This is a genomic window from Planctomyces sp. SH-PL14 (assembly GCF_001610835.1).
In the GTDB taxonomy this organism is placed as follows: domain Bacteria; phylum Planctomycetota; class Planctomycetia; order Planctomycetales; family Planctomycetaceae; genus Planctomyces_A.
The window spans coordinates 37,217-60,331 of the sequence record NZ_CP011270.1 but is presented as its reverse complement, the minus strand read 5'-3'; the positions used below and the strand labels follow the sequence as shown (position 1 = coordinate 60,331).

Annotated in this window: 19 protein-coding genes and 1 tRNA gene; 11 read left to right on the top strand and 9 right to left on the bottom strand. The window is 65.2% G+C overall.

The annotated features are described in order from the left end of the window. Window positions 1–331: 331 nt before the first annotated feature. From VT03_RS00235 to VT03_RS00225, 3 genes are all read right to left on the bottom strand, one after another. The gene (locus VT03_RS00235) at window positions 332–2,950 is read right to left on the bottom strand and encodes an alkaline phosphatase family protein (protein ID WP_075096859.1); all 2,619 of its coding nucleotides are present in this window, start codon (window positions 2,948–2,950) and stop codon (window positions 332–334) included. 213 nt (window positions 2,951–3,163) lie between these two features. Next, the gene (locus VT03_RS00230) at window positions 3,164–4,660 is read right to left on the bottom strand and encodes a sulfatase family protein (protein WP_075091117.1); all 1,497 of its coding nucleotides are present in this window, start codon (window positions 4,658–4,660) and stop codon (window positions 3,164–3,166) included. Then, complete coding sequence (locus VT03_RS00225; protein ID WP_197489149.1) at window positions 4,653–5,426, bottom strand: TrmH family RNA methyltransferase; 774 nt, start codon at window positions 5,424–5,426, stop codon at window positions 4,653–4,655. Before VT03_RS00225 ends, VT03_RS00230 begins: the two co-directional genes overlap by 8 nt. A 43-nt stretch (window positions 5,427–5,469) precedes the next feature. Here VT03_RS00225 and VT03_RS00220 point away from each other — a divergent pair. Then, window positions 5,470–5,543: transfer RNA gene (locus VT03_RS00220), tRNA-His, on the top strand. Between the two features lie 341 nt (window positions 5,544–5,884). Next, window positions 5,885–6,220, top strand: coding sequence for a hypothetical protein (locus tag VT03_RS00215; protein ID WP_156514184.1), 336 nt, complete (start codon window positions 5,885–5,887; stop codon window positions 6,218–6,220). On the opposite strand, the gene VT03_RS00210 is transcribed toward VT03_RS00215, so the two are convergent. Together VT03_RS00210 and VT03_RS00205 are read right to left on the bottom strand one after the other, a co-directional pair. After that, complete coding sequence (locus VT03_RS00210; RefSeq protein WP_156514183.1) at window positions 6,194–6,514, bottom strand: hypothetical protein; 321 nt, start codon at window positions 6,512–6,514, stop codon at window positions 6,194–6,196. The genes VT03_RS00215 and VT03_RS00210 overlap by 27 nt on opposite strands. A 41-nt stretch (window positions 6,515–6,555) precedes the next feature. Then, window positions 6,556–8,535, bottom strand: coding sequence for a prolyl oligopeptidase family serine peptidase (locus VT03_RS00205; protein ID WP_075091114.1), 1,980 nt, complete (start codon window positions 8,533–8,535; stop codon window positions 6,556–6,558). 641 nt (window positions 8,536–9,176) lie between these two features. Between VT03_RS00205 and VT03_RS00200 the strand changes: the two genes are divergently transcribed. The 5 genes from VT03_RS00200 (at window position 9,177) to VT03_RS00180 (ending at window position 15,709) form a co-directional block, all read left to right on the top strand. Then, on the top strand, window positions 9,177–10,295 hold the full coding sequence (locus tag VT03_RS00200; protein WP_075091113.1) for a Gfo/Idh/MocA family protein: 1,119 nt from the start codon (window positions 9,177–9,179) through the stop codon (window positions 10,293–10,295). 632 nt (window positions 10,296–10,927) lie between these two features. Beyond that, window positions 10,928–11,689 (top strand): succinate dehydrogenase cytochrome b subunit, encoded by a 762-nt coding sequence (locus VT03_RS00195; RefSeq protein ID WP_156514182.1) that lies wholly within the window; start codon window positions 10,928–10,930, stop codon window positions 11,687–11,689. 69 nt (window positions 11,690–11,758) lie between these two features. Then, entirely contained in the window at window positions 11,759–13,678 is a 1,920-nt protein-coding gene (locus tag VT03_RS00190) for a fumarate reductase/succinate dehydrogenase flavoprotein subunit (protein WP_075091111.1), read from the top strand. 107 nt (window positions 13,679–13,785) lie between these two features. Further along, window positions 13,786–14,598, top strand: coding sequence for a succinate dehydrogenase/fumarate reductase iron-sulfur subunit (locus VT03_RS00185; RefSeq protein ID WP_075091110.1), 813 nt, complete (start codon window positions 13,786–13,788; stop codon window positions 14,596–14,598). A gap of 133 nt (window positions 14,599–14,731) precedes the next feature. Next, a complete protein-coding gene (locus VT03_RS00180) occupies window positions 14,732–15,709 on the top strand; it encodes an NAD-dependent epimerase/dehydratase family protein (RefSeq protein WP_075091109.1) in 978 nt (325 codons plus the stop codon). A 54-nt stretch (window positions 15,710–15,763) separates the two neighbouring features. Here the strand turns inward: VT03_RS00180 and VT03_RS00175 are convergent, their stop codons facing one another. Both VT03_RS00175 and VT03_RS00170 read right to left on the bottom strand, forming a co-directional pair. Continuing rightward, entirely contained in the window at window positions 15,764–16,465 is a 702-nt protein-coding gene (locus VT03_RS00175) for a DUF1080 domain-containing protein (RefSeq protein ID WP_075091108.1), read from the bottom strand. A 460-nt stretch (window positions 16,466–16,925) separates the two neighbouring features. Further along, complete coding sequence (locus VT03_RS00170; protein WP_075091107.1) at window positions 16,926–18,239, bottom strand: PP2C family protein-serine/threonine phosphatase; 1,314 nt, start codon at window positions 18,237–18,239, stop codon at window positions 16,926–16,928. Between the two features lie 265 nt (window positions 18,240–18,504). Between VT03_RS00170 and VT03_RS00165 the strand changes: the two genes are divergently transcribed. The 3 genes from VT03_RS00165 to rnc all read left to right on the top strand — a co-directional run bounded on the left by VT03_RS00165 (window position 18,505) and on the right by rnc (window position 20,690). Then, window positions 18,505–18,945 (top strand): DnaJ family domain-containing protein, encoded by a 441-nt coding sequence (locus VT03_RS00165; RefSeq protein WP_075091106.1) that lies wholly within the window; start codon window positions 18,505–18,507, stop codon window positions 18,943–18,945. Beyond that, window positions 18,942–19,700, top strand: a complete 759-nt coding sequence (locus tag VT03_RS00160; protein WP_075091105.1) for a leucine-rich repeat domain-containing protein — start codon at window positions 18,942–18,944, stop codon at window positions 19,698–19,700. Before VT03_RS00165 ends, VT03_RS00160 begins: the two co-directional genes overlap by 4 nt. Before the next feature lie 255 nt (window positions 19,701–19,955). Then, entirely contained in the window at window positions 19,956–20,690 is a 735-nt protein-coding gene (gene rnc, locus VT03_RS00155; RefSeq protein ID WP_075096857.1) for a ribonuclease III, read from the top strand. Between the two features lie 36 nt (window positions 20,691–20,726). On the opposite strand, the gene VT03_RS00150 is transcribed toward rnc, so the two are convergent. Next, on the bottom strand, window positions 20,727–21,134 hold the full coding sequence (locus VT03_RS00150; RefSeq protein WP_075091104.1) for a hypothetical protein: 408 nt from the start codon (window positions 21,132–21,134) through the stop codon (window positions 20,727–20,729). 819 nt (window positions 21,135–21,953) lie between these two features. On the opposite strand from VT03_RS00150, the gene VT03_RS00145 reads away from it, so the two are divergent. Next, complete coding sequence (locus VT03_RS00145) at window positions 21,954–22,502, top strand: hypothetical protein (RefSeq protein ID WP_075091103.1); 549 nt, start codon at window positions 21,954–21,956, stop codon at window positions 22,500–22,502. Window positions 22,503–22,620: 118 nt separating this feature from the next. Here VT03_RS00145 and VT03_RS00140 read toward each other — a convergent pair whose 3' ends face one another. After that, window positions 22,621–23,103: a hypothetical protein gene (locus tag VT03_RS00140; protein WP_075091102.1), complete on the bottom strand. Its 483-nt coding sequence runs from the start codon at window positions 23,101–23,103 to the stop codon at window positions 22,621–22,623. Between the last annotated feature and the right edge of the window lie 12 nt (window positions 23,104–23,115).

The window sequence follows — 23,115 nt, the reverse complement described above, 5'->3', positions numbered from 1 at the left end:
GATCTCGTCTGTGGTCGGACGAAGCCGCGCGAGAACGGAGCGGCATATCGCAGTCGTGTTGTGAAACACAGAGGCACGGAGAGCACAGAGAGACGCGGAGCGGTGCGGCCGCGAAGGCGACGTTCCTGGCTTTATCCGTGTTGATCTGTGTTCATCTGTGGCTCCCTCCCTCGGGCGTCGGTCGCGCCCCACGAAGGTCTCTGTGTCCTCCGTGCCTCTGTGTTTCAAAATCCGAGGCCGCGCAGCGACCTATGACCGTAAAGGCCGCTTTGGATCAGGGGGCTGACGCCCCCCGCTCGCCTTGCGGAGGACGGGGAGGGCCGGACGGAAGTCAGTCGCGCTCGGCCGGGAGCTCCAGCCCGCGATAGGCGATCGCCCGGCGGACGGCCGGCGGGAGCGGGGCGTCCTTGCCGTGGATCGCCCGCCAGAGGATCTCGTTCAGCTCGAAGTCGTCGATCCGGTCGTATTCGCTGAAGTCCATTTTCTCCGAGCGGTCGGCGCCGTAGGCCAGCCGGCCGTTCTTCGCGTCGAGATCGATCCGCGCGTCGACGTGCTCGTATGGGCGAAGGTCGGGCTTGTCGGTGAATGACTCGAACATCGGCGTCGCCGCCGCGTCGAACTGGCTCAGCGGCGGAAGGCCGAGGATCAGCTCCATCGTGCGGAGCATCGAGACCGTCTGATACTGCGTGCTGTCGAGGTGGCCCCGGCGGACATAAGGGCTGATCACGAGGCCGATCGTCCGGTGGGCGTCGACATGGTCCGGGCCGTTCTGGGCATCGTCCTCGATCACGAAGATCGCGGTCTCCTTCCAGTAGCGGCTCTTGGAAATCGCTTCGACGAGCCGGCCGAGGGCCAGGTCGTTGCTGGCGACGCAGGCCTGCGGCGTCGGAGCGCCGGGGCGGGTCCCCTGCGTGTGGTCTTCGCCGAGACTCATCACGACGAAACGCGGCAGGTCGCCGTTCTTCTCGTACTCGGCGAACTCTTCGAGGAACGTCTCCACACGGTCGGTGTCGCGGGCGGGCTGCCCGGCCACTTTCGGGATGCCGTACTTCGGCGACATGTGCCCCACCAGCCCCGGGACGCGGCCTTCGATGCGGAGGGTGCCGTCCGGCTCGCTCACGCGGCCGCCGTACTCGCCGTAGCTGCGGTAGGTCAGCCCGTTCCGTTTGCAGGCGTCCCAGATGTACCCGCTGGGGGCGGTGGAGAGGTCCCCCTCGTCATCGTCGTCGATCCCTTCCCGGCGGGAATAGGTGAGGGCCCAGTTCCGGGCGATGTAGTCCGTGTTGTAGGCCGCGGTCGACCACGGGTGTCCGTCGGCCGAGACGTGGCCGTTGCAGTACAGGTTGTCGAGGAGCACGAACTCGTTGGCGAGCTTGTGGTGGTTCGGGGTGACGTCCTCGCCGAACATCAGCAGCGACGGATCGCGGTTGCCGCGGGGGATGTCGCTGAAGACCTGATCGTAGGTGCGGTTTTCCTTGATGATGTAGATGACGTGCTTGATCGGCGACGGGGCGCCGACCTGCGTCGGGATCGCGGTGGGCCGTTCGTACTTTGCCGTGCGGACCTTCTCGTCGGCGTAGGGGCAGTTGCGGTAGACCTGGTCGGTGTACTTCTCCAGCTGCTCTTCGCCCGGGAGGTCGATGATCGACAGCGCGCCCGAGAGTGTGGTCCCGATATGCGGGAACGGAATCCGGTAGTAGCCCCCTTCGCCGGGAGCTCCGGCGCGGGCGGCAGCGATCTTCTCCGCCTCCGGCTTGTTTGACTTCTTCTCCTCGGTGCGGATCCCCTTGCCGATGCCGACGAGCAGCGTCTTGCCATCGGGCGTCGTGGCGAGCGAGGTGGGATACCAGCCGGTCGGGATGTAGCCCTGAACGGCACTGCGGCGGGGCGACTCCACGTCGATCACGGCAACGCAGTTGTTGTCCGCGTTGGCGACGAACAGCGTTTCCCCATCCGCGCTGAGGCAGAGCGCGTCCGGCGTGCTCCCCTCAGGAGACTGCGGGAAGAGGGCGGTAAAGATCGTCTCCTGGACGACCCCCGCCGTCGGATCGATCACCCAGACGCCGTTGCTCGAAGCGCAGGCGACGAACAGCCGGCCGTCCTCCGGATGGACGACGATCTGGTTGGGATGGTCGCCGACGGGAATGCGGGCGACGGTGCGGAGCGTCTCGGGATCGACGGCGAGCACCTTGCGGTCGGCCCAGTCGCTGACGTAGAGCAGGCCGTTTTTTCCCAGGGCGATGTCGTAGGGACGCTTGCCGCAGGGGACGATCACCGCCGGCTGCTCGGGCTTCGCGGGATCGAGGACGGCAATGACGCCGCCGGCGTTGTTGTCCGTCTTGGCGTCCCCCCAGGCGAAGGACTTGTTTTCGCCTTTCGAGAGGATGCACAGGGCGAACAGCCGCGACCGGGCTTCGTCGAACAGGAGCCCCGTGCAGAAGCCCGGGAGGCCCCGCTGGGTAGTGGTGTCGACTTCCGCCGGAAGGGCCCCTTCCGGAATGACTCGCACCGGAGCGGACGGCGTGAATGAGTCCCGGCCGACCGCGAACGGAAGCACCACTCCTCCTCCGCCGCCGGACCACCACAGCCGCTGACTCTTCGAATCGGCCGCCAGACCGAACCAGCTCTGCGGCACGGCGGCGACGGCGGTCTTCCGTCCGCTCTCGAGGTCGACCAGGGAGAGCTCATGGGCGTTGTAGCCGCTTGTTGCAATGACCGCCGTCTTGCTGTCTGGGAGAGCCAGGACGTTCAGCGGGAGATCGGTCACCTCGATCTGCTTCCCCGCCGGCGTCAGCCGCCAGCCGTTGGGGAGGAGGATCGAATCCGCCCCGGCCGGCTGGCTCCCCGCGACGGGGGGAGGGGCCGGGGCCGCGGGAGGGGCCTGGGCGTTGAGACGAACGGGGGCGGCGACCGCCAGGCAGGCGGTCAGGGCAAGCAGTTGCTGACGCATGGGCGTTTTCTCCGGCAGGGCGCTGTCCGGCGGCGGATGGGCCGGGCGGAAGGCGTGCGCCACCGTATCGGGCCGGTTTCAGCCGTGCCACGCAAGCGTTAAGGACTTTCGGTCGAATTCACCGCAAGTTCATTGCCTGGGTCCCCACCGAACCGTGGGGCGACGATGTCGACGGCTGGCAGCGGCAAGGGGCTCGAACGCGGACCAGATCGCCTATTTCTGGAGCTCGGTCAGGCGGGCCTGCAGTCGGGCGACGATGTCGGCGTGGGCGGATGCGACGTTATCGCGCTCTCCCGGATCGGCGCTCAGGTTGAACAGCATTCCTTCCGGGGCATTGCCGAGTTCGGTGTTCGTCGATCCGTTCTTCGCCGGACCCTTGGAACCGGGAATCCATTTCCACGGCCCGTCGCGGAGGGCGAGTCCGTTCCCGTGTTCAACGAGCTCCTTTCGGCCCGTCTTAGAATCTCCAAGGAGCGCCGGGAGATAGTTCTCGCTGTCGCGCGCGGTGGCGACCGAGGTGGGCTGACCGACCAGCGCCGCGAACGTGGCGACGAAGTCGACCTGGCACATCAGGGCGTCCGAGACCCCCGGCCGGACCTTTGCCGGCCAGCGGACGATCCACGGGACGCGGGTCCCCGCCTCGAACTTGCTGTACTTGCCGCCGCGGAACGGACCGGCGGGCTTGTGGTCGCCGAGCTTTTCAACGGCGTCGTCCTTGTAGCCGTCGTCGATGACCGGACCGTTGTCGCTCGAGAGCAGGACGAGCGTGTTCTCCGTGAGCCCGGCCTCGTCGAGCGTCTTGAGAATCTCGCTGACCGACCAGTCGAACTCGAGGAGGGCGTCGCCGCGCGGCCCCATGCCGCTCTTGCCGACGAACCGCGGATGCGGGACCCGCGGGACGTGGACATCGTGCGTCGCGAAGTAGAGGAAGAACGGCTTGGCCTTGTGGCGGCCGATGAAATCGACCGCTTCCTTCGTAAAGACGTCGGCCATCTCCTCGTCGATCCACAGGGCCTTCCTGCCCCCTTTCATATGACCGATCCGGCTCACGCCGTTGACGATCGCCATGTCGTGGCCGTGACTCGGATGCACCTTGAGGAGTTCGGGATTCTGCTTGCCGGTCGGCTCGCCGGGGATCGGCTGGCCGTAACGGACTTCGATCGGGTCGGCGGGATCGAGACCGACGACGCGGCGGTCTCGCACGTAGACGCACGGAACGCGGTCGCCGGTGGCGGCCATGATGAAGCTCTCATCGAAGCCGATGTCGAGCGGGCTGGGGGTGATCTCGCCATTCCAGTCGAGGTCGCCCGCGCCCAGGCCGAGGTGCCACTTACCGACGACGCCGGTCCGGTAGCCCGCCTGCCGCAGGACGGTGGCGAGCGTCGTCCGGCCGGGCTCGATGATCATCCGCGCGTCCCCCGGCAGGACGCCGGTCCCCTTCTTCCGCCAGGGGTATTCGCCGGTCAGCAGGCCGTAGCGGGAGGGGGTGCAGGTGGCGGAGGTGCAGTGGCCGTCGGTGAACCGCAATCCTTCCTTCGCCAGCCGGTCGACGTTCGGCGTCAGGCCGGGCCTGGCTCCGTTGCACGAAATGTCGCCGTAGCCGATGTCATCGGCGTAAATGATGACGACGTTCGGCAGCGCGGCCCCCTCCGCGACCGTGGCGGTCAGCGCCAGGAGGACGATCCAGCCGAATGGAAACGCTCTAGTCATGGTGGCTTCCGTTGGAGGCGAGCCCGCTCGGGCCGACACAATCCTGCTGCCGCTGCCGGAAAAACCGGGCCTCGACGCCGGCCACGTTCGGGACCGACAAGCGGGTCCAGTCGAACGTCAGTCGTTCCTTCTCGGTATCGGTGAGGGGGCCGTCGGTCCGCTCACGCCGCAGCCGCATCGTCAGCGACTGCAGGCAGAGGGCGGTGGCGACCGACAGGTTGAAGCTCTCGACGAAGCCGAACATCGGCAGGTGGACCGCCGCGTCCGCGCGGCTCAGGATCTCGGGATCCAGACCGTCGATTTCATTCCCCATGAACAGCGCGATCGGGCGGTCGAGCGGCAGCTCGTGGATCGACAGACTGCCGGGGCGGGGGGTCGTGGCGACGAGCTGGTATCCCCGCCGGTGATGATCGTCGAGGCAGTCGAGCGTCGCCCGGGGACCGGTGAAGCGACGGATCGTCAGCCACTGATCCGTCCCCAGGGCGATCTGGCGGTTGACCTCAAAACCGAACTCCCGCTCGATCGTGGCGACGTCCTGGATCCCGAATGCGTCGCAGCTCCGCAGGACGGCGCTGATGTTGTGTGCCTGGTAGATGTTGTCGAGGACGACGGTGATCCGGCGGGTGCGGTGGCTCAGGACTTCCGCGAACCTTTCCCGCCGCCGCTGGGTCAGGAAGTCGGACAGGTACGGAAAAATTGTCTGCTCGTCAGGCGAGAGGAGCGATTCGCAGTGGAGCGGCGAGTGTGCTTGAGTCGATTCTGGCATTGCAGTAATGTACTGACGCCGACGCGAAAGCGGAGGCAGGATGGTGGGCATAGCTCAGTTGGTTAGAGCACCAGATTGTGATTCTGGGGGTCGCCGGTTCAAGTCCGGTTGTCCACCCTTCCACGACCCGTTGTCAGAAGCCTGGCAGCGGGTTTTTTCGTTTCTGGTGTGGTCCGCGGGCGGCGGCGGGTGAGGAGAGGGAGCCACGGATGAACACAGATCAACACAGATAGGACCCGAAGCGCGGCTCTGGTGGTCTGCCTTCCTGTGTGCTCTCTGTGACTCTGTGTTTCACAAAACGACCCCACGACGTCGAGTCCGCGACTCCGTGGTGACCACTGGCCCCGAGGTTCGGCCGATCCTGCCGGTCGCTGGACATCGCGATTTACCTCGGCGCGGTTCCCGCGGCATACTCCGCCCCGCTGTGGCGGATCAGGGCATCGGGAGTTGAGGCAGCGATGAGGCAAGTCAGCGCGATGGGGCTGGGACTCGTCCTGGCGTTCGGATGCTCCGGGCCACGCGTCGCGGAGGTCGTCTCGGAAGCGACCGGAGAGACGCAGGTCGTTTCCTGGGATGACCCGGTCCTCCGAATGGAGAACGGCGAGCAGATCCGCGTTGAGGGGATTCCGCCTGGTCAAACCATGGAGTTCCAGGAAAAGCGGGCGACACGCGCGGACGGGCGGGTCGTCACTTTCTACGACTTCCCGGATGAGGCTTACGGTCGGTCTTCGGCTGAACGACCCGAGAAGCCACAGGCCACCGGAAAATCACTTCAGCAGTCCGACGATCTGTAACGCGAGCGAAAGGCCGCTCAGGATCAGGCTGACGATCACCAGCAACGTCAGTCTTCCGACGGGATCCGGCCCCGCCCCCGCCCCTTTCGCGGTCGCCGTGGAAGCCGGTCCGGAGATGGGTTGAGGAACGCTTGTCGCCGGGAGCGACTGCCACTCCGTCCGCTCCTCGCCAAGCGGCGGGACGACGACGTAGTACAGGCACCGGCAGTGCTCACAGGTCACGAATCGTCCGATCAACGATTCGTCGACTTTGCTCTTCTGGTGGCACTTCGGGCAGATTGTGGTGTGCGACATGGGCTCGTGGCTCGCTCCGGAAATCCCGCGGCCGAACACATTCAGTCCAGTGACCAGGCGGCGTCGAAGTAGTCGGAGAAGACCGGCTTCTCGTCGTAGCCCGCTCCCTTGGCGGCCTTCCCGAACTCGATCACGGCGATGTCCCCCAGGCGGGGGTAAAGCTGGGCATTCGAGGCCCGGAACTCGCGATCGTGGAACGTGTGCCCCGAGTTGAGGACGACGTACTTCTTCGGGTTGAGTGGGTTCGGGAAGATCAGCGCGACGCCGTGCTTGTTGTGATCGTAAGTCTGTCCCGCGACCGTCAGGCGGCCGTCTTTGGTCCACTGAATCGGCAACTTCTCGACGATCCGGGCCAGGACCGCGTTCGAGCCGGGGTCGCCGAACAGGATCAGGTGCGATTCTTCGATCTCGTCCTCGCTGAGGCTGACGTCATCGACCGTCCGCGGCGCGGCCCGCATCCACTGATCGAACTCCCGCTCGAGCCGCGCGCGGGTCCAGTCGGACCACGCCTGATGGTCCGCGGACCACGGCGTCTTCGTCCCGCGGACGCAGAGGAACCGCGACATGAACGCATCGTCGATCGGTCCCTGGAGATCGTGCCGCTTCCGCTGCTCGGGGTTCGTCTGGAAGCCGAGCGAGTCGTCGTAGTTCTGGACCTCCCACTCGTTCCCCTCTTTCACCAAGATGACGTTTGGGAGCCGGTTGTCGCCGGCGGTGTTGAGGTCGATCGGCTTGGAGTCGTCGACCGTCACGCTGTTGGCGATTCCACGGTCGATCGAGAGGGCCGAGACGTTCAGCGTGTCGATCGCCAGTCCATCGTCCGCCGGCTTGGACTCGACGTAGGACCGCTCATACGGGGCCGTCTGCTCTTCAATCGTGATCCAGTCGCAACGGTTGTATTTGAGAGTCCATGTCTCGAACCGAAGCGTTGTCCGCTCCGTCGGGAGGGGGCGGCCGGTCTTGTTGTGGCGGCCGAGGAACTCCATGAACGACTTCTGGCTCGCCGGATCGAACTTGTGACCCATCATCGGCCCGATGATCATTTCCAGCGGGGCTTCGTTCTTAGTCGCTTCCTCCTTCATGATCTGGCTGGCGAGGAGCTGCGGGTCGACTTCCCCGCCGTACGTAATGAAGGGGACGTCGGCGAGGTTCGTCGCGTAACCGACGGCGTCGTAGATCCGCAGCATGTCGTGCTGCGGGGACTCGAAGGGATTCTCGACCTTCTGGTAGCGGTAGAAGTCGGTGAACCCGGCCCCCGCGCCGACCGATGCCCAGCGGTCCGGATGATGCAGCCCCAGGTGCCATGCACCGGCGCCACCCATCGAGAAACCCCACAGCGTGACCCGGCGTTCGTCAATGCGGTATCGCTTCACGACATCCTGGATCGCCTCGAAGACATCGGTCTCGCCGGCCCAGCGATAGGCATTGTTGCCGCGGCCGTAGACGTCGAGCTGGATCCAGGTCTGGTCCTCCGGGACCGGCTTTCCGTCGTGGTTCCTGATGAAGACCGCTTCGTCCATCGTGTCCGCCCGGCCATGGAGGACGACGTAGAGCGGCCACCGCTGGGAGGCTTTCGCGTCGAAATCCTTCGGCAGAGAGATCGCGTACGGCTGGACCGAGTCGTCGACCTTCGAGCGGTAGCCGAGCGCGTACCGGCCGGTCGTTGCCGCGAACGTCTCCGCGGCTCCTCCCTGGAACGCCTGGATCCGCTTCTCGCCCAGGTCGGCGACCTCGTTCAGAATCTTGACCGAGTTGGCGACCGGATACTCGCGGTACCGCGTGGCCCACTCCAGGGCCTTGGCGAAGATCTCGATGTCCGGCAGCCGCTTGGCGAGTGGGGAGTCCGCCCTCGGCGCCGCACTTTTCACCAGCCCCCTCAGCGCCTTGGCCCGTTCGACGAGCTTGTCGTGGTCCGCCTGCGAAACCTCGGGTGGGGCGGGCTTCTTCTTGGCCTGCGCCGACAACGGCGACGGGGCGACGAGCGAGATCAGGGCCAACAGGGAAAGCAGACGGGTGCCCATCGAGAAGTCCTCGGGTCGTGACGTTGAGCGTGCGGCGATCATCTCACACCGGGCGCCGGGCTTCCACTTGGGAGCGTGAGGAAGAGGTGACGGGGGTGTTCGCGGGATGGTGGTTGGATGACGTAGCGTGGAGGCAAACGAACGATTGAACCGGGTCCAGGGGCACCCTGGTGGGGGATGCAAGGGGGCAACGCCCCTTTGCCCGCCGGAGGCCGTCTCGTCGGACACTGTCGGAAGGAGAGCGTATCCAAGCGCGGACAACGTGCCGTATGCCCCCTCACCAACCCGCGGGGATTGCAGAGCCAGCCGTTTGATGTGAGGGAGTCCACATAGCTGGTTCCATAAAGGGGACACCCGTTGTGTTCCACGGTTCCTCATGGAAGTGCCTCCGGCGGCAAGGGGGCGTGGCCCCCTTGACCCCAGGCTGCCGTCGCACGTTGGGTTTGAGCAAACAGAGTCGTGCCGGCACGGACGTGGTTCGAGGCAACGGAGTGGGACTCGCTCGTTCAGCGAATGCCCCCTCCGACCAAGGGCCGTGGATCCGGTGGCTGTCCTCAACAACTCTGATAGACTCTTGCCGATCCGTCGGCCCTCGCCCGGCCGAACGGAATCCCATCCAGCCAGGCGCTCCCGAGGGCAGTATGAGCAAGTCGTTCAACGTCGCGATGGTCGGTCTCGGTTTCGGTTCCGAATTCATCCCCATCTACCAGGCCCACCCGCTGGCCAACATCACCGCCATCTGCCAGCGGAACGAAGACAAGCTCAAGAAGACCGGCGACCAGTTCAACATCGCCACCCGCTATACCAGGTACGAAGACGTCCTCAAAGACCCCAAGGTCGACTTCGTCCACATCAACTCCCCTATCGCCGAACACGCCCCGATGTCGCTCCAGGCGCTGCGGGCCGGCAAGCACGTCATGTGCACCGTCCCGATGGCGACCACCATCGAGCACTGCCAGGAGATCTGCGACGTCGTCAAGCAGACCGGCCTCAAGTACATGATGGCCGAAACGGTCGTCTACAGCCGCGAGTTCCTGTTCATCAAGGAGATGTATGAGAAGGGCGAACTCGGCAAGATCCAGCACCTCGCCGCCTCCCACCCGCAGGACATGGATGGCTGGCCTGATTACTGGGAACGGATGATCCCGATGCACTACGCCACGCACGTCGTCAGCCCGGTCCTGGGGCTGATGAACAAGCGGGCCGAGTACGTGAGCTGCTTCGGCTCGGGGACCGTCCGTGAGGACATCCAGAAGAAGTCCGGCAACAAGTTTGCCGTCGAGACCTGCCACATCAAGTTGAAGGACTCGGACGTCACCGCCCATATCTGGCGGTTCCTCTATGACGTCGCCCGCCAGTACCGCGAGAGCTTCGACGTCTATGGGACGAAGAAGAGCTTCGAGTGGACGCTCACGGAGCACGACCCGCACATCATCCATACCGCCAAGAAGCCGGAGCCGGAGATTCCTTCCCGCGTCACGGTGCCGGACTATGCCCACCTGCTGCCGGAACCGATCCGGCGGTTCACGAAGCCGTCGGAGATTCACGACGCGGAGCACCTCTCGTTCATCCAGGGAGGCGGCCATGGCGGTTCGCATCCGCACATGGTCAACGAGATGCTGACGGCGCTCGCTGAGGATCGCGATCCGTGGCCGAACGCGACGCTCGCTGCCAACTGGACGTGCGTGGGGATTTGCGCCCACCAGTCGGCGCTCAAGGGGGGCGAGATCGTGAAGCTGCCGGAATTCACGCTGCAGTAGGTGAGAGATTTTTCCGGGTCCAGGGGCACCCTGGTCAGGGGGTGCAGGGGGCAGAATGCCTCTTGCCCGCCGGAGGCCTAGCCTGTCTCGATCTCTCTGAAGGAGCGAGTGTCCAAGCACGGTCACGGTGTCGAATGCCCCCTCACCAACCCGCGGGGATTGCAAATCCAGCGGTGCGCGTTGAGGGAGTCCACATTGCTGGTACCACAAAGGGGATTTCCGTCGCGTACCACGGTTCCTCACAGGAGTGCCTCCGGGGTCAAGGGGGCGTGGCCCCCTTGACCCCAGGCTGCCGTGGCACGTTGGGTTTGAGCTATCCCGCCGTGCCGGCAAGGACGCGGTTTGGTCGCCCAGTAATTCACATGCTGCGGGATTCTCTTCCGTGGGAACCGATTTCCTGACGCGAACGTGATCTTCAGAACGGCGTTGCAGCACCGGGGGGGACGCCTATAATCGCGCAGACTTCTCTCTCGACCCGCTCGGCGGGAGGAAGTCGGTTGCCGATCCCGGTTTGCGCCGGCGATCCCGAGTGCGTATTCCCCCCTGTTGGCGGTCTCGGCCGCCGATGGTCGCGCGTCCCCAGCGAGGTCTTTTCCCAGCGACGGACGGCCGACTGATTCAAGGAGCCGACCTTGAGCTGGTTGCTCAACGCCCTGAAATCCTCCGTGGGCAAGAAGTTCATAATGGGGGGGACAGGGCTCTTCCTGTGCTTCTTCCTCCTCGTCCACCTGGTGGGCAACCTGCTGCTCTACGTCGGCGCGGACGCCTACAACCACTACGCCCACGCGCTTCACGCCAATCAGGAGTTCCTGATCGTGGCGGAAGTCATTCTCTACCTCGCGTTCTTCGGCCACATCGGGATCGCCTTCGCCACGATTCAGGAGAATCTTGCGGCGCGGCCCGTTCGCTACGGACACCCCCGGAAGTCGAAGGTCCCCGGGCGAACCTTGAACGTCCTGGGACTGACCCCGGACGGCACGATGGCCATCACCGGCGCCATCGTCCTGCTGTTCATCCTGGTTCACCTGTCCGACTTCAAGTTTGAGATCGGCTGGGGAAGCGAAGGGCTCGAGCCGTTCGACAAGGCCAAGCTGATCCTGGGAGACATGTCCCGCAAGGCGATCTACCTCATCGGCTCGCTGGTCCTCGGTGTTCACGTTTCGCACGGCCTGGCGTCCGCGTTTCACTCCCTGGGGATGAACCACCCCAAGTACACGCCGATCATCCGCAAGGTCGCGACGGTTTTTGCGATCGTGGTGGCCGTCGGGTTCGGGAGCTTCGCCGCGTGGTCGGGACGCACGTTCGGCGGCGGAGCCAAGCCGGCCGATGAACCGGAAGCGGCCTCCCGCGTGGAAGAGCACGGACACACCCACCCGCACCCCGCCCCGCAGTAGCCGCCGACCGTTTCCCCTCGCCGCCCGCATTCCGGAACCGTCCCACCGCCTGCCGATCCTGAGTTCACCATGAGTACTGTTCTCAACTCGCGAGTTCCGAGCGGCCCCATCGAACAGAAGTGGGACCGCTGCAAGCGCGAGATGAAGCTCGTCGCCCCGAACAACAAGCGGAAGTACGACATTATCGTCGTCGGGACCGGTCTGGCCGGCGCCAGCGCCGCCGCGTCCCTCGCCGAGATGGGCTACAACGTCAAGGCGTTCTGCTTCCAGGACTCTCCCCGTCGCGCGCACAGCATCGCCGCCCAAGGAGGGATCAACGCCGCCAAGAACTACCGCAACGACGGCGACTCCATCTGGCGGCTGTTCTACGACACCCTCAAAGGGGGCGAGTGGCGGGCCCGCGAAGGGAACGTCTACCGGCTGGCCCAGGTCAGCGCGAACATCATCGACCAGTGCGTCGCCGCCGGAGTCCCGTTCGCCCGCGAGTATGGCGGGACGCTCGCCAACCGGACGTTCGGCGGAGCGCTCGTCTCGCGAACCTTCTATGCCCGCGGCCAGACCGGCCAGCAGCTCCTGCTGGGAGCCTACAGCGGCCTGATGCGGCAGGTCGGCCTCGGCAAAGTGAAGATGTACTCCCGGCGGGAGATGCTCGACCTCGTGGTGGTCGAAGGGCATGCCCGCGGGATCGTCTGCCGGAACCTGGAGAACGGCCAGTTCGAGACGCATTCGGCCCACGCCGTCCTCCTCTGCACCGGCGGCTACGGCAACGTCTTCTACCTCTCGACGAACGCCAAGGGCTGCAACGTCACCGCCGCCTGGCGGGCTCACAAGCGGGGGGCGTTCTTCAGCAACCCGTGCTACACGCAGATTCACCCGACCTGCATTCCGGTCACCGGCGACCACCAGTCGAAGCTCACGCTGATGAGCGAGAGCCTCCGGAACGACGGCCGGGTCTGGGTGCCGAAAACCGCGGGCGACTCGCGGCCGGCGAACCAGATTCCCGAAGAAGACCGCGACTACTACCTCGAACGCCGCTATCCGACGTACGGCAACATGGTCCCCCGCGATATCGCCAGTCGCGCGGCGAAGGAGCGGTGCGACGCCGGCTTCGGCGTCGGCGAGACGAAGCTGGCGGTCTACCTCGACTTCGGCCGGGCGATCAAGGAACAGGGTGTCGACGCCATCCGTGGCAAGTACGGCAACCTGTTCGACATGTACGACAAGATCACGGACGAAGACCCGTACAAGAACCCGATGCGGATCTACCCCGCCGTCCACTACACGATGGGCGGGCTGTGGGTCGACTACAACCTGGAGAGCACGATCCCGGGGCTGTTTGTCCTCGGCGAGGCGAACTTCTCCGATCACGGCGCCAACCGCTTGGGCGCCAGCGCCCTGATGCAGGGGCTCGCCGACGGATACTTCGTCGCCCCTTACACGGTCGGTCACCACCTCGCCTCCCGCAAGCTCTCGCCGATCACGGATGCCCATCCGCGATTCCGCGAGACGCTCGAAGAAGCCCAGGGACGCGTCAACCGCCTGCTGAGCGTCAACGGCTCCGAAACGGTCACGAGCTTCCACCGCCGGCTCGGCCTCATCATGTGGGAAAACTGCGGGATGGCCCGTAACGCCGCCGGGCTGACGAAGGCGATCGACAAGATCCGTCAGCTCCGCGAGGAGTTCTGGGGGAACGTCCGCGTCCTCGGGACGGGCGACTCGCTCAACCAGAGCCTGGAGCACGCCGGCCGCGTGGCGGACTTCCTCGAGTTCGGCGAGCTGATGTGCCGCGACGCTCTCCACCGCCAGGAGTCGTGCGGCGGCCACTTCCGCGAGGAGTACCAGACGGAAGAGGGTGAAGCGCGGCGTGACGATGCGAACTTCAGCTACGTCTCCGCCTGGGAACACAAGGGGGACAACGCCCCGCAGGAGCTCCACAAGGAAGCCCTGTCTTTCGAGTTCGTCCCGCCGGAAGTCCGCAATTACAAGTAAAAGAGTAAGTCAGAGAGTCGGTCGACGCGTCCCGGCGCGACAGTCGGGAACCGGAAACAAATGGGAACACTCCCGCCCGGGAGTCCCCCAGCCAAGTGAGTCCGTCGATGAGCCACGCAGCCCACGGAAAAGCCCTGAACCTGACCCTTCGCGTCTGGCGGCAGAAGAACGCCCAGGACGACGGCCGGTTCGCGGATTACAAGGTGACCGGCATTTCGCCGGACATGTCCTTCCTGGAAATGCTCGACATCCTCAACGAGCAACTCATCCAGAAGGGCGAAGAGCCTGTCGCGTTCGACCACGACTGCCGCGAAGGGATCTGCGGCATGTGCAGCCTGATGATCAACGGCCAGGCGCACGGTCCGGAGCGGCTGACGACCACCTGCCAGCTCCACATGCGGAAGTTCAATGACGGCGACACGATCACGATCGAGCCGTGGCGGGCCCGGGCCTTCCCGGTCATCTGCGACCTCGTCGTCGACCGTACGGCCTTCGACCGGATCATCTCGGCCGGCGGTTTCGTCTCGGTGAACACCGGACAGGCCCAGGACGCCAACTGCCTGCCGGTCTCGAAGATCGACCAGGAGTCGGCCCTCGACGCCGCCGTCTGTATCGGCTGCGGGGCGTGCGTCGCGGCGTGCAAGAACGCCTCGGCGATGCTCTTCGTTTCGGCCAAGATCTCGCACCTCGCCCAGCTTCCGCAGGGGAACCCCGAACGGGCCTCGCGGGTGCTGAGCATGGTCAAGCAGATGGATGAAGAAGGCTTCGGCAACTGCTCGGTGACGAGCGAGTGCCAGGCCGCCTGCCCGGCCGGGATCTCCCTGACCCACATGGCCCGGATGAACCGCGAGTACATGAAGGCGACGCTCTTCTCCTCCGAAGGGCTCGAGGCGGGCGGGGCTGCGGGCGGTTTCGGCTGAGCGACTGTCGTGATCGCTGTGGCCGAGAGAAGGGATCCAGCCACAGATGGACACAGATCAACACGGATAGAGCCCGCGTCTGGTATTACGACCTGCGGTTCACCTCGCTTGCGGCGGAGATCCAGCTTTGGCGATGTCCCCAGGCCTATTGCTTGTGACCGGAGCGACGGGACTCGTCGGGAGCCACGTCTGCGAACAGGCCCGCCGCCGGGGATGGAACGTGCGGGCGCTTGTCCGGCCTGCGAGCGACGCCACATTCCTGCGGTCCATCGGCGTGGAGATTGTTCCGGGGGATCTGGATGATCCCTCCTCACTTCCCGAAGCGGTCCAAGGCGTCACCCATCTCGTCCACTGCGCGGCCCGCGTCGGGGACTGGGGGCCGGCGGCCGACTACCTGCGGGCGAATGTGGGCGGTCTCGAAAACCTCCTCGGGGCGTTTCTGGTGATCGGTCTCAGACCGCACGTCGTCCAGATCAGCTCCCTGGGCGTCTATCCGGCGGGAGAGCACCGCGGCACGGATGAGACGATGCCCGTCAGCATTTCCGGCATCGACGGCTATACCCGCTCGAAGGTGGCCGCGGAGGAGGTGCTGAAGGAGCGGGCGGCGGCAGGGGACCTGACCTGCGTCCTGCTTCGGCCGGGGTTTCTTTACGGGCCGCGGGACCGGACCGTCGTTCCGCGGTTGCTGGCCCGGATCCGGAGCGGAAAGTTTGCGTTCCCGGGGAGCGGCGAAAAGCTCGTCAGCAATACCTACGTCGGCAATCTCGTCGACGCCGTCTTCCTGGCCCTCGACCGCCCGGACCTCTCGGGCGAGGCGTTCAACATCACTGACGGCCGGCTCGTGACGAAGAGAGAGTTCGTGGCCGGGGTCTGCGCGGCGGCCGGGCTTCCTTGTCCGACGAAGCACGTCCCGCTCGGCCTGGTGAAAATCGTGGCCGGAGTTCTCGAACCGGTGTGGCGGCTCCTCGGGAAAACGACATCGCCGCCTGTCTCCCAGGCGGCGATCAAGTTCATGGGCTACAACCTCGACTTCCGGATCGACAAGGCCCGGACGGTCCTCGGCTATGCTCCGGCGGTCGACTTTCAGGAGGCCATCCGGGGATCGGTTTGATCCCGGGATGGCATGCGCCGTCCGCCGCGGCCGATCGGCGGTCTCCTCTCGAGCTCAGAGTGAGGGCTTCACTTCCTTGATCCGCACGTTGCGGAACTGGATCTTCATCGGCGGACCGGCGTGGAGCTGGAGGGCGAGGATCCCTTCGGCCCGGCGGTTCTTGGTGTCGAGGTCGGTGAGGTCAGCCATCACGACGCCGTTGATCTTCTGGACGAAGTGGTTGCCGTCCGCTTCGATCGTGTATTCGTTCCAGTCGCCCGGCTTCACCTTGGCGAACAGCTCCTTGTTGTCGCCGACGGAGCCGACGACTTTGGACTTGGCATCCTCGCCGATCTCGCACTTCTGGCCGCGGACGCAGAGCATCCCGCGGAAGCGTTCGCCGTAGCACGAGCCGACGAACGTTCCGCCGGCGTCGATGTCGGCCTGGTAGCCGCCGACGACCCACTTGTTGTCCGGGACTTCGAAGCTGCGGTACTGGATCCCGGAGTTGCCGCCTTCGATCTTGTATTCGGCCTTGAGGACGAAGTTCCCGGGCTCGCCGCCGCGCCAGATCAGGAACGTGTTCCCTTTGGTCGGTTTTTCGGCGGTGGTCTGTCCGACGATGACGCCGTCTTCGACTCGCCAGAAGTCCGGGTTGCCGTCCCACTTCTCGAGCGACTTGCCGTCGAAGATCGGCTTGAAGCCGGGTTCTTCCTCGGCGCGGAGCGGGTTGGCGAAGCACAGCAGTGCGGTCAGTGCGAACAGGCAGGCGCGCATGTGGGACACCTTTTCGAGAGCGGGAAAGAGAATCCGGAAGGCGGATGGGGTGCATCGTCCTTCGCTGGTCGCATCACAGCATGCCGATCCGAAACTGGCAATTGATCGCGGTGGATTTCCTGCTCGAATCACGTCCTTGCCGGCACGACGTGATAGCTCAAACCCAATGTGCCACGGCAGCCGGGGGTCAAGGGGGCCACGCCCCCTTGCCGCCGGAGGCATTTTCGTCGCGGAACCGTGGGACACAACAAATGTCCCCTTTGTGGCACCAGCGTTGCGGACTCCCTCCCACCTCACCGCTCGCTTTGCAATCCCGCGGGTTGGTGAGGGGCATCCGGCACGCTGTCCGCGTTTGGACACTCACTCCTTCAGACATCTCTCGACGACCAAAGCCTCCGGCGGGCAAGGGGGATTCTTCCCCTTGCATCCCCTGACCAGGGTGCCCCTGGACCCGGTTCTTTCAGACTTTGCCGTCCGCCTTTTCGGCTGGCTTCTTCTTCTCTTCCGACGGCTTCTCTCGCGCCGACGCCGGCAACTGCGTCATGATCAGCTCGATCGCCCGCGCCAGATCACGGCACGCCTTCGCATGCCGCTTCTCCGACTTCCCCTTCGCCGCCGCCTTGATCGCCTCTTCGTGCTTCGCCCAGTCGACCTCCCAATGGTCATCCTGAGCCGGACGGCGAAGCTGCGTTTCCACCGTCGCCAGCACCTCGAACAACTGCTTCGAATCGAGCGCCACCGCCGTCCGGTGAGCCCGCGCGATATGCGTCTCCCCCTGGTCGACATGCTCCTCGATCAGCTTCCGACGCTGCCGGAACGAGACCAGCAGCATTCCCACCCCGCCGAATCCGGCCAGAGCCGTGAGGATGATCCCCTTCCACGGGTGGCCAAAGAACAGCAGCGCCAGCCCCCAGATGAACAGCATGGCCGCCCCCCAGAAGGCGAACAGCCACGCCCAGCCGAGGCTGGGGGCCTGGGGTTCATCCGGAACGAACGGCGGCGGGACATTGGCCGGGAGATCACCCACCTTGACCACGATCGCCGTGCAGTTGTCGGTCCCGCCGCGGGCGTTGGCGAGGTCGATCAGGAGGCGGCAGGCGACGTTCGGAGCCAGGTCCCGGACGATGGCCCCCATCTCCTCGTCCGCGACAAGGTTGCTGAGGCCGTCGGAACAGAGGATGAACCCGTCCGCCGGCAGGATCGGATGCGGCCCCTCGACATCGACCATCACCTTGGGCTCGGGGCCCAGGCAGCGGGTGATGACGTTCTTGTGGAGCGACAGGTCGATCTGCGCCGCGAGCTTCTGGTCCCGCCGCTGGAGCTCCCAGTGCAGGCTGTGGTCGAAGGAGAGCTGGTCGATCCGGTCACGGCGGACGCGGTAGATGCGGCTGTCGCCGACGTGACCGATGAACGCCCCTTCCGGGCAGAGGACGAGCGTCGAGCACGTCGTCCCCATCTTGAGGAAGTCCTGGTTCTGCTCCCCGCGGGTGTTGATCGCGGTGTTGGCCTCAATGACGGACTTCTCCAGGGCCGACGGAAAGTCACCCGAGTCCTGCTTCAGATACGTGTGCGGGACGGTCTCCGCGGCAATCTTGCTGGCGAGCTCGCCGACCGCGTGCCCCCCCATCCCGTCGGCGACGAGGAACAGGTGGCCGTGGTTCTCGAAGTCCTCTTCCGTGTTGGCAACGGCGACGGCAAGAGAATCCTCATTGTTCGAACGGCGCAGCCCGACATCGGACAGCGTGGCGAACTGGATTTTCTGCTCCCACCGCATGGGGTCTGGACCCGTGGTAACGATCGACAGCGGCGTTCGGCGGACTCCTGGCTCCCCACCCGCCCGCTGCCTGGGTTGACTGCGCCATTCCGTATTTCGGCCATCATATCGGCGGGTGTGACGGACAGCCAACGCTCGACAGGATTTCACTTTGGGGCGAAATCACGGTGTTCCGGCGAGCATTTCTCCTGCCCGGAACGCATCGTCGCCGCGCCCCGGCGGCGGTAAAATTTCGCGACGAGTCTTCTGGCGGGAGAGAAAGTGGATGTCCGAAAGCGATCGTGAGCCGCAGCCCGTTCCGCCCCGCCGCCCCGTCGGGGCTCCGATCGGGAGCCTGGCGGAGTACCGGATTCGCGAAGCCCAGATGCAGGGGAAGTTCGACCAGATCGAAGGGTTCGGCCAGCCGCTGCAGGACCTCGACGAGCCCCTCGGCGAGGACTGGTGGCTCAAAAAGAAGCTCAAGGCAGAGCAGATTTCACTGCTCCCCCCGCTCTTGGCGGTCCGCCGTCGGATCGAAGTCGTCCGGGGAGAGATCGAGACCCTGGCGGAGGAATCGCAGGTCCGCCGGCTGCTGACAACGCTCAACAAGGAGATCCGCGAGGCGATCGCCTCCCCGCAGCCCGGCCCGTCGATCGTGGTGCTGCCGCTCGACGTCGAAGCGGAGGTGACGGCCTGGCAGGAGCGGCGAAAGGGGAGGGGAGCTTGAAGCCGACCGCCACCGACCCCGGAGGAGAGCAGTTCCGCTGCCAGGTCTGCGGCCGGCTCGTGGCCGTCCTCGTCAGCCTGCTGGGGGACGGCTTCTGTCCCGCCTGCGGCAGCCATCTCTGGGCTCGCCCTCCCGCGGACCAAACGGTGGCCGCGGTCACGCGGCGGATTGACGATCTGGCGGGGCAGCTTCGCCGAGACCGGTTTTCGCATCAGTGGATTGTGGACCTGTGCGGAACGGCGTGTACGGATGAAGACTTCGCGGAGATCGTGAAGCTCGACGGGATCGAGGAACTTCTGTTGAACGACACCGCCGTGACGGACGCCAGCCTGCCGCGGCTGGTTCGACAGACCAACCTGGAAGTCCTGGATCTCGACGGGACGTCCATCACCGATGTCGGTCTCAGCGAGCTGGGCGGGCTCTCGCGACTCGAATTGCTCAGCCTGGCAGGAACGCGGGTCACAGACTTCGGTCTGGCATACCTGGAGCCGCTGGAGACGGTGTGGTGTCTCGACCTGGATGATTCTGAGTTGGAAGGGAGCGGGCTGCGGCGTCTCGTGCGCTGGCGGGATCTGGAATGGCTCTCGCTTCGTTCGACGGATATCGGGGATACCGCGCTGCCGCATCTCCTGGCTTTCCGTGGGCTGAAATGGCTGGACGTTCAGAAGACGCGGATCACTCTGAACGGATACCTCACACTGAAGCGGGAGTTGTCGGGATGTCGGATCGCGTGGTCACGGCGGAGAGCGTCGTAGAGGGCGGTCGCTGACCGCCGGTTCCCAGGCAGAGACCGGCGCGAGAGCGAGGTTTCATTTTGTTGCGAAAGAATGCCGCCCCGGGATTCGCGGATTGCTTCAAGCCGTGTCGTGCATCACAATCCCGTTGTGTGAACAAGGAGACCGTTGTCCGCCTGGCGGATGCCGGTCTCCTTCTTCATGGTCCCCTTTCCCCTCACTGCGGGTGCGTTCCCGGCAAGCTGCCGGCGGGCGTGCTTCGCCTGGGAATGTCACATGTCGAAGAAGGACAACGGAAGCCCGGGGGTTTCACCCGAGCTTCTGGCCGAATGCGAAGCTGTTCTCGGTTATGAGTTTCGCGACAAGGATCTGCTGTACCGGTGCCTGACGCACGCGTCGGCGGCCAAGACCCGCTTGGAATCGAATGAACGGCTCGAGTTTCTCGGGGATGCGGTCCTGGGACTGACGATCTGCGAGACGCTCTTCACCCGCTTTCCGGCCAATGCCGAAGGGGAGCTGACTCGGATCAAGTCGGTCGTCGTCAGCCGCGCCTCGTGCGCCACGCTGGCCCGCCGGATGGGGCTCGAAAAGTATCTCGTCCTGGGCCGGGGGATCTCGGCGCATGGGCGGCTCCCCTCTTCGGTGATTGCGGCCGCCATCGAAGCGATCATCGGCGGGATCTACGTCGACGGCGGGTTCGACAAGGCGCATGCCATCGTCCAGCGGCTGTTCATGGACGACATCCTGTCCGCGGCGCAGCTCGAATCGGGGATCAACTACAAAAGTATTCTTCAGCAGTCGGTGCAGCGGCAACAGGGGGCGACACCGGGCTACCGGGTGATCGACGAGAAGGGCCCCGACCACTCGAAGTGCTTTAAAGTGGCGGCAGTCGTCAAGGACCAGGAGTTCCCCGGAGCGTGGGGCCCCAGCAAGAAATCGGCGGAGCAGCGGGCGGCTGAGAACGCGCTCTGCGTCATGGAAGGGGCCGAGCCGCCCCATACCGCGGAGTAGGCGTGCGAGCCGATCGGAGATCGCCGGCCGATGGGCTCAGCCCGCGGGCGGCGCATCGTGGATTTCGAGGACGACCGGCTCCTGCCAGGTCGACCAGTCGCGGTCGTCGCTGCCGGAAAGCATGATGACCAGAACGTTGCTGGCCTCCAGCGGGGGGAGCGTCCAGACCACGCTCTCCTGCTCGTGAGGACTGCGGTCGACCGGACGGCCGTTCACTTCGATGCCGCAGCCGTCCGCGCTTCCCGGGACGCGAACTTTCAATTGTTGTTTCGCATCGAGGCCGGTCGGCCGATGAAATCGCCGCCGCAGCCGGACCGGTCCCGCCAATTCGCTGAGGCGTTCCCACTCCTCGGGGAGATCGATCCGTGCCGGTGCGCCGTCGACCGCATCGGAGGAGAAGAACTCCCAGGGACCGCGAAGCCGGATCTGGTGCAGGAGTGACATCGGAGATGGCGGGGAATGCGGGAGAGAAGTTTCTGCGAGGGTAGGTGACAGCCGGGAACTTTGCACCGCAGGCGGGCGCGGTTCGTCGGATGCTGGGCGCATTCGCTGGATTGCGGTTGTCAAGGAGGACGTGTTGGCTCGAACCGCGTCCTTGCCGGCGAAGCTCCCATAGCTCAAACCCAATGTGCCACGGCAGCCGGGGTCAAGGGGCCAAGAAACAACACAGGCCCCCTTGCCGCCGGAGGCACTCCTGTGAAGAACCGTGGGACGCAACGGATATCCCCTTTGTGGTACCGGCGATGAGGACTCCCCCACACCACACCGCTTGTTTTGCAATCCCCGCGGATTAGTAAGGGGGCATACGGCACTGTGTCCGCGTTTGGACACGATCTCCTTCAGACATCTCTCGACGGCCAGGCCTCCGGCGGGCAAAGGGGCGTTGCCCCTCTGCACTCCCCACCAGGGTGCCCCTGGACCCGGTGAGACCTGTCTTTGGCGACCGCCAATCGGCGATGGCATCCCTGCCTCTATCTGTGTTGATCCGTGTTCATCCGTGGCCCCCTGTCTCCTCCCGCAGCATCTCACGAACGCGTCCACGAGACTGGCGAAGCGCCCCTCCGCGCCTCCGTGGTTCAAACGTCTCCCAATTCGTGAAACCCCCAGACACAGGGAAAGCTAGTCGGGCCGGGGCCGAAAACCCTGGTGCATAGGATTTGCAGGAGGCCATCTGCTAACGTACGCCTGCGAGAGGTCAGGAGAGTCACGGAGGACGTGACACAGCCCCTCGCATTCGTCGCACTCAGGAAGTTCGAGAGACCTATGATTCGCCTTTCCCGCCGCACCCTGGGCCTGATTCTGACCGGCGGCCTGCTGCTGGCTGGCTGCGAGAACGCCAACCAGCCGAAGCCTGTCTCCAACACGACTCCCGTCAGCAAGGGGGACGACCACGGACATGACCATCACGATCATGCCCACGAACACGGCCCCAACGGCGGCCACATCATCGAGCTCGGCGAATACCACGGCGAAGTCGCCATGGCCCCGACTCGCGAGATCTCGATCTACATCCTGGGCGGCGACGCCAAGACCGCCGCGCCGGTTGAAGGGGCGACCGTCAAGCTCGTCGTGAAGGCCGAAGAGAAGGACGTCACCCTCGAAGCGAAGTCGACCCCGAAGGACGGGGAGACCGCCGAGAAGTCCTCGCGATACGTCATCGCCGCGGACGCGGTTCCGGCCAAGGTCGAGGACATCGAAGACGTCGTGGGGAAGGTCGAGCTGACCGTCGGCGGCAAGACGACGACCGGCGCCATCGAGCACCACCACGATCATGACCACGAGCACGAGAAGAAGGCCGAGCCGGCGAAGTAAGCTGGCCGCGGCTCCGGAACGACCCCCTGGAGCAATCCAGACAGGAGCCCGCATCGACGCCGCCTCGATTCCCGCGAGGCGGCGTTTTCGTTTCTGAGGCCAACTCGGCCGGCGCGGTCTATTCGGCGGTCGCGGTCGGAACCATGACCAGGGTCGGCTTGCCGCCGCGGACCTTCAGGAAGCTGCCGATGCCGGCGGTCACCGCCGAGAGCAGAATCAGGATCGTCAGCCACTTCGCGGGCTGCTGCCGCCAGGACTCGAACTTCTGCGACCGGCCGGTCAGAACCGAGGCCAGGAAGAAGACCACGAAGGCGATGAGGATCTTGGTCCCCATCAGGGCGTGGTAGAGCCCGTCCCCCTTGTGCTGCGGGATCGACTTCGTGAAGAAGTTGTAGAAGCCGCTCAGGAGCAGCAGCAGAATCCCGATCGAGACGACGCGGCTCCACGTCGCCCGGATCCGGGCCCGGAGGGCGTCATGCTGATCGGCGGGTAGCTCCTTCGCCGCCGGCATCAGGACGTAGCGGGTGAAGATCGTTCCCCCCATCAGGACGATGGCGGCACCAACGTGAGCCCAGCGGGCGAGCAGATCGACGAACAGCATCACGCATCCCAG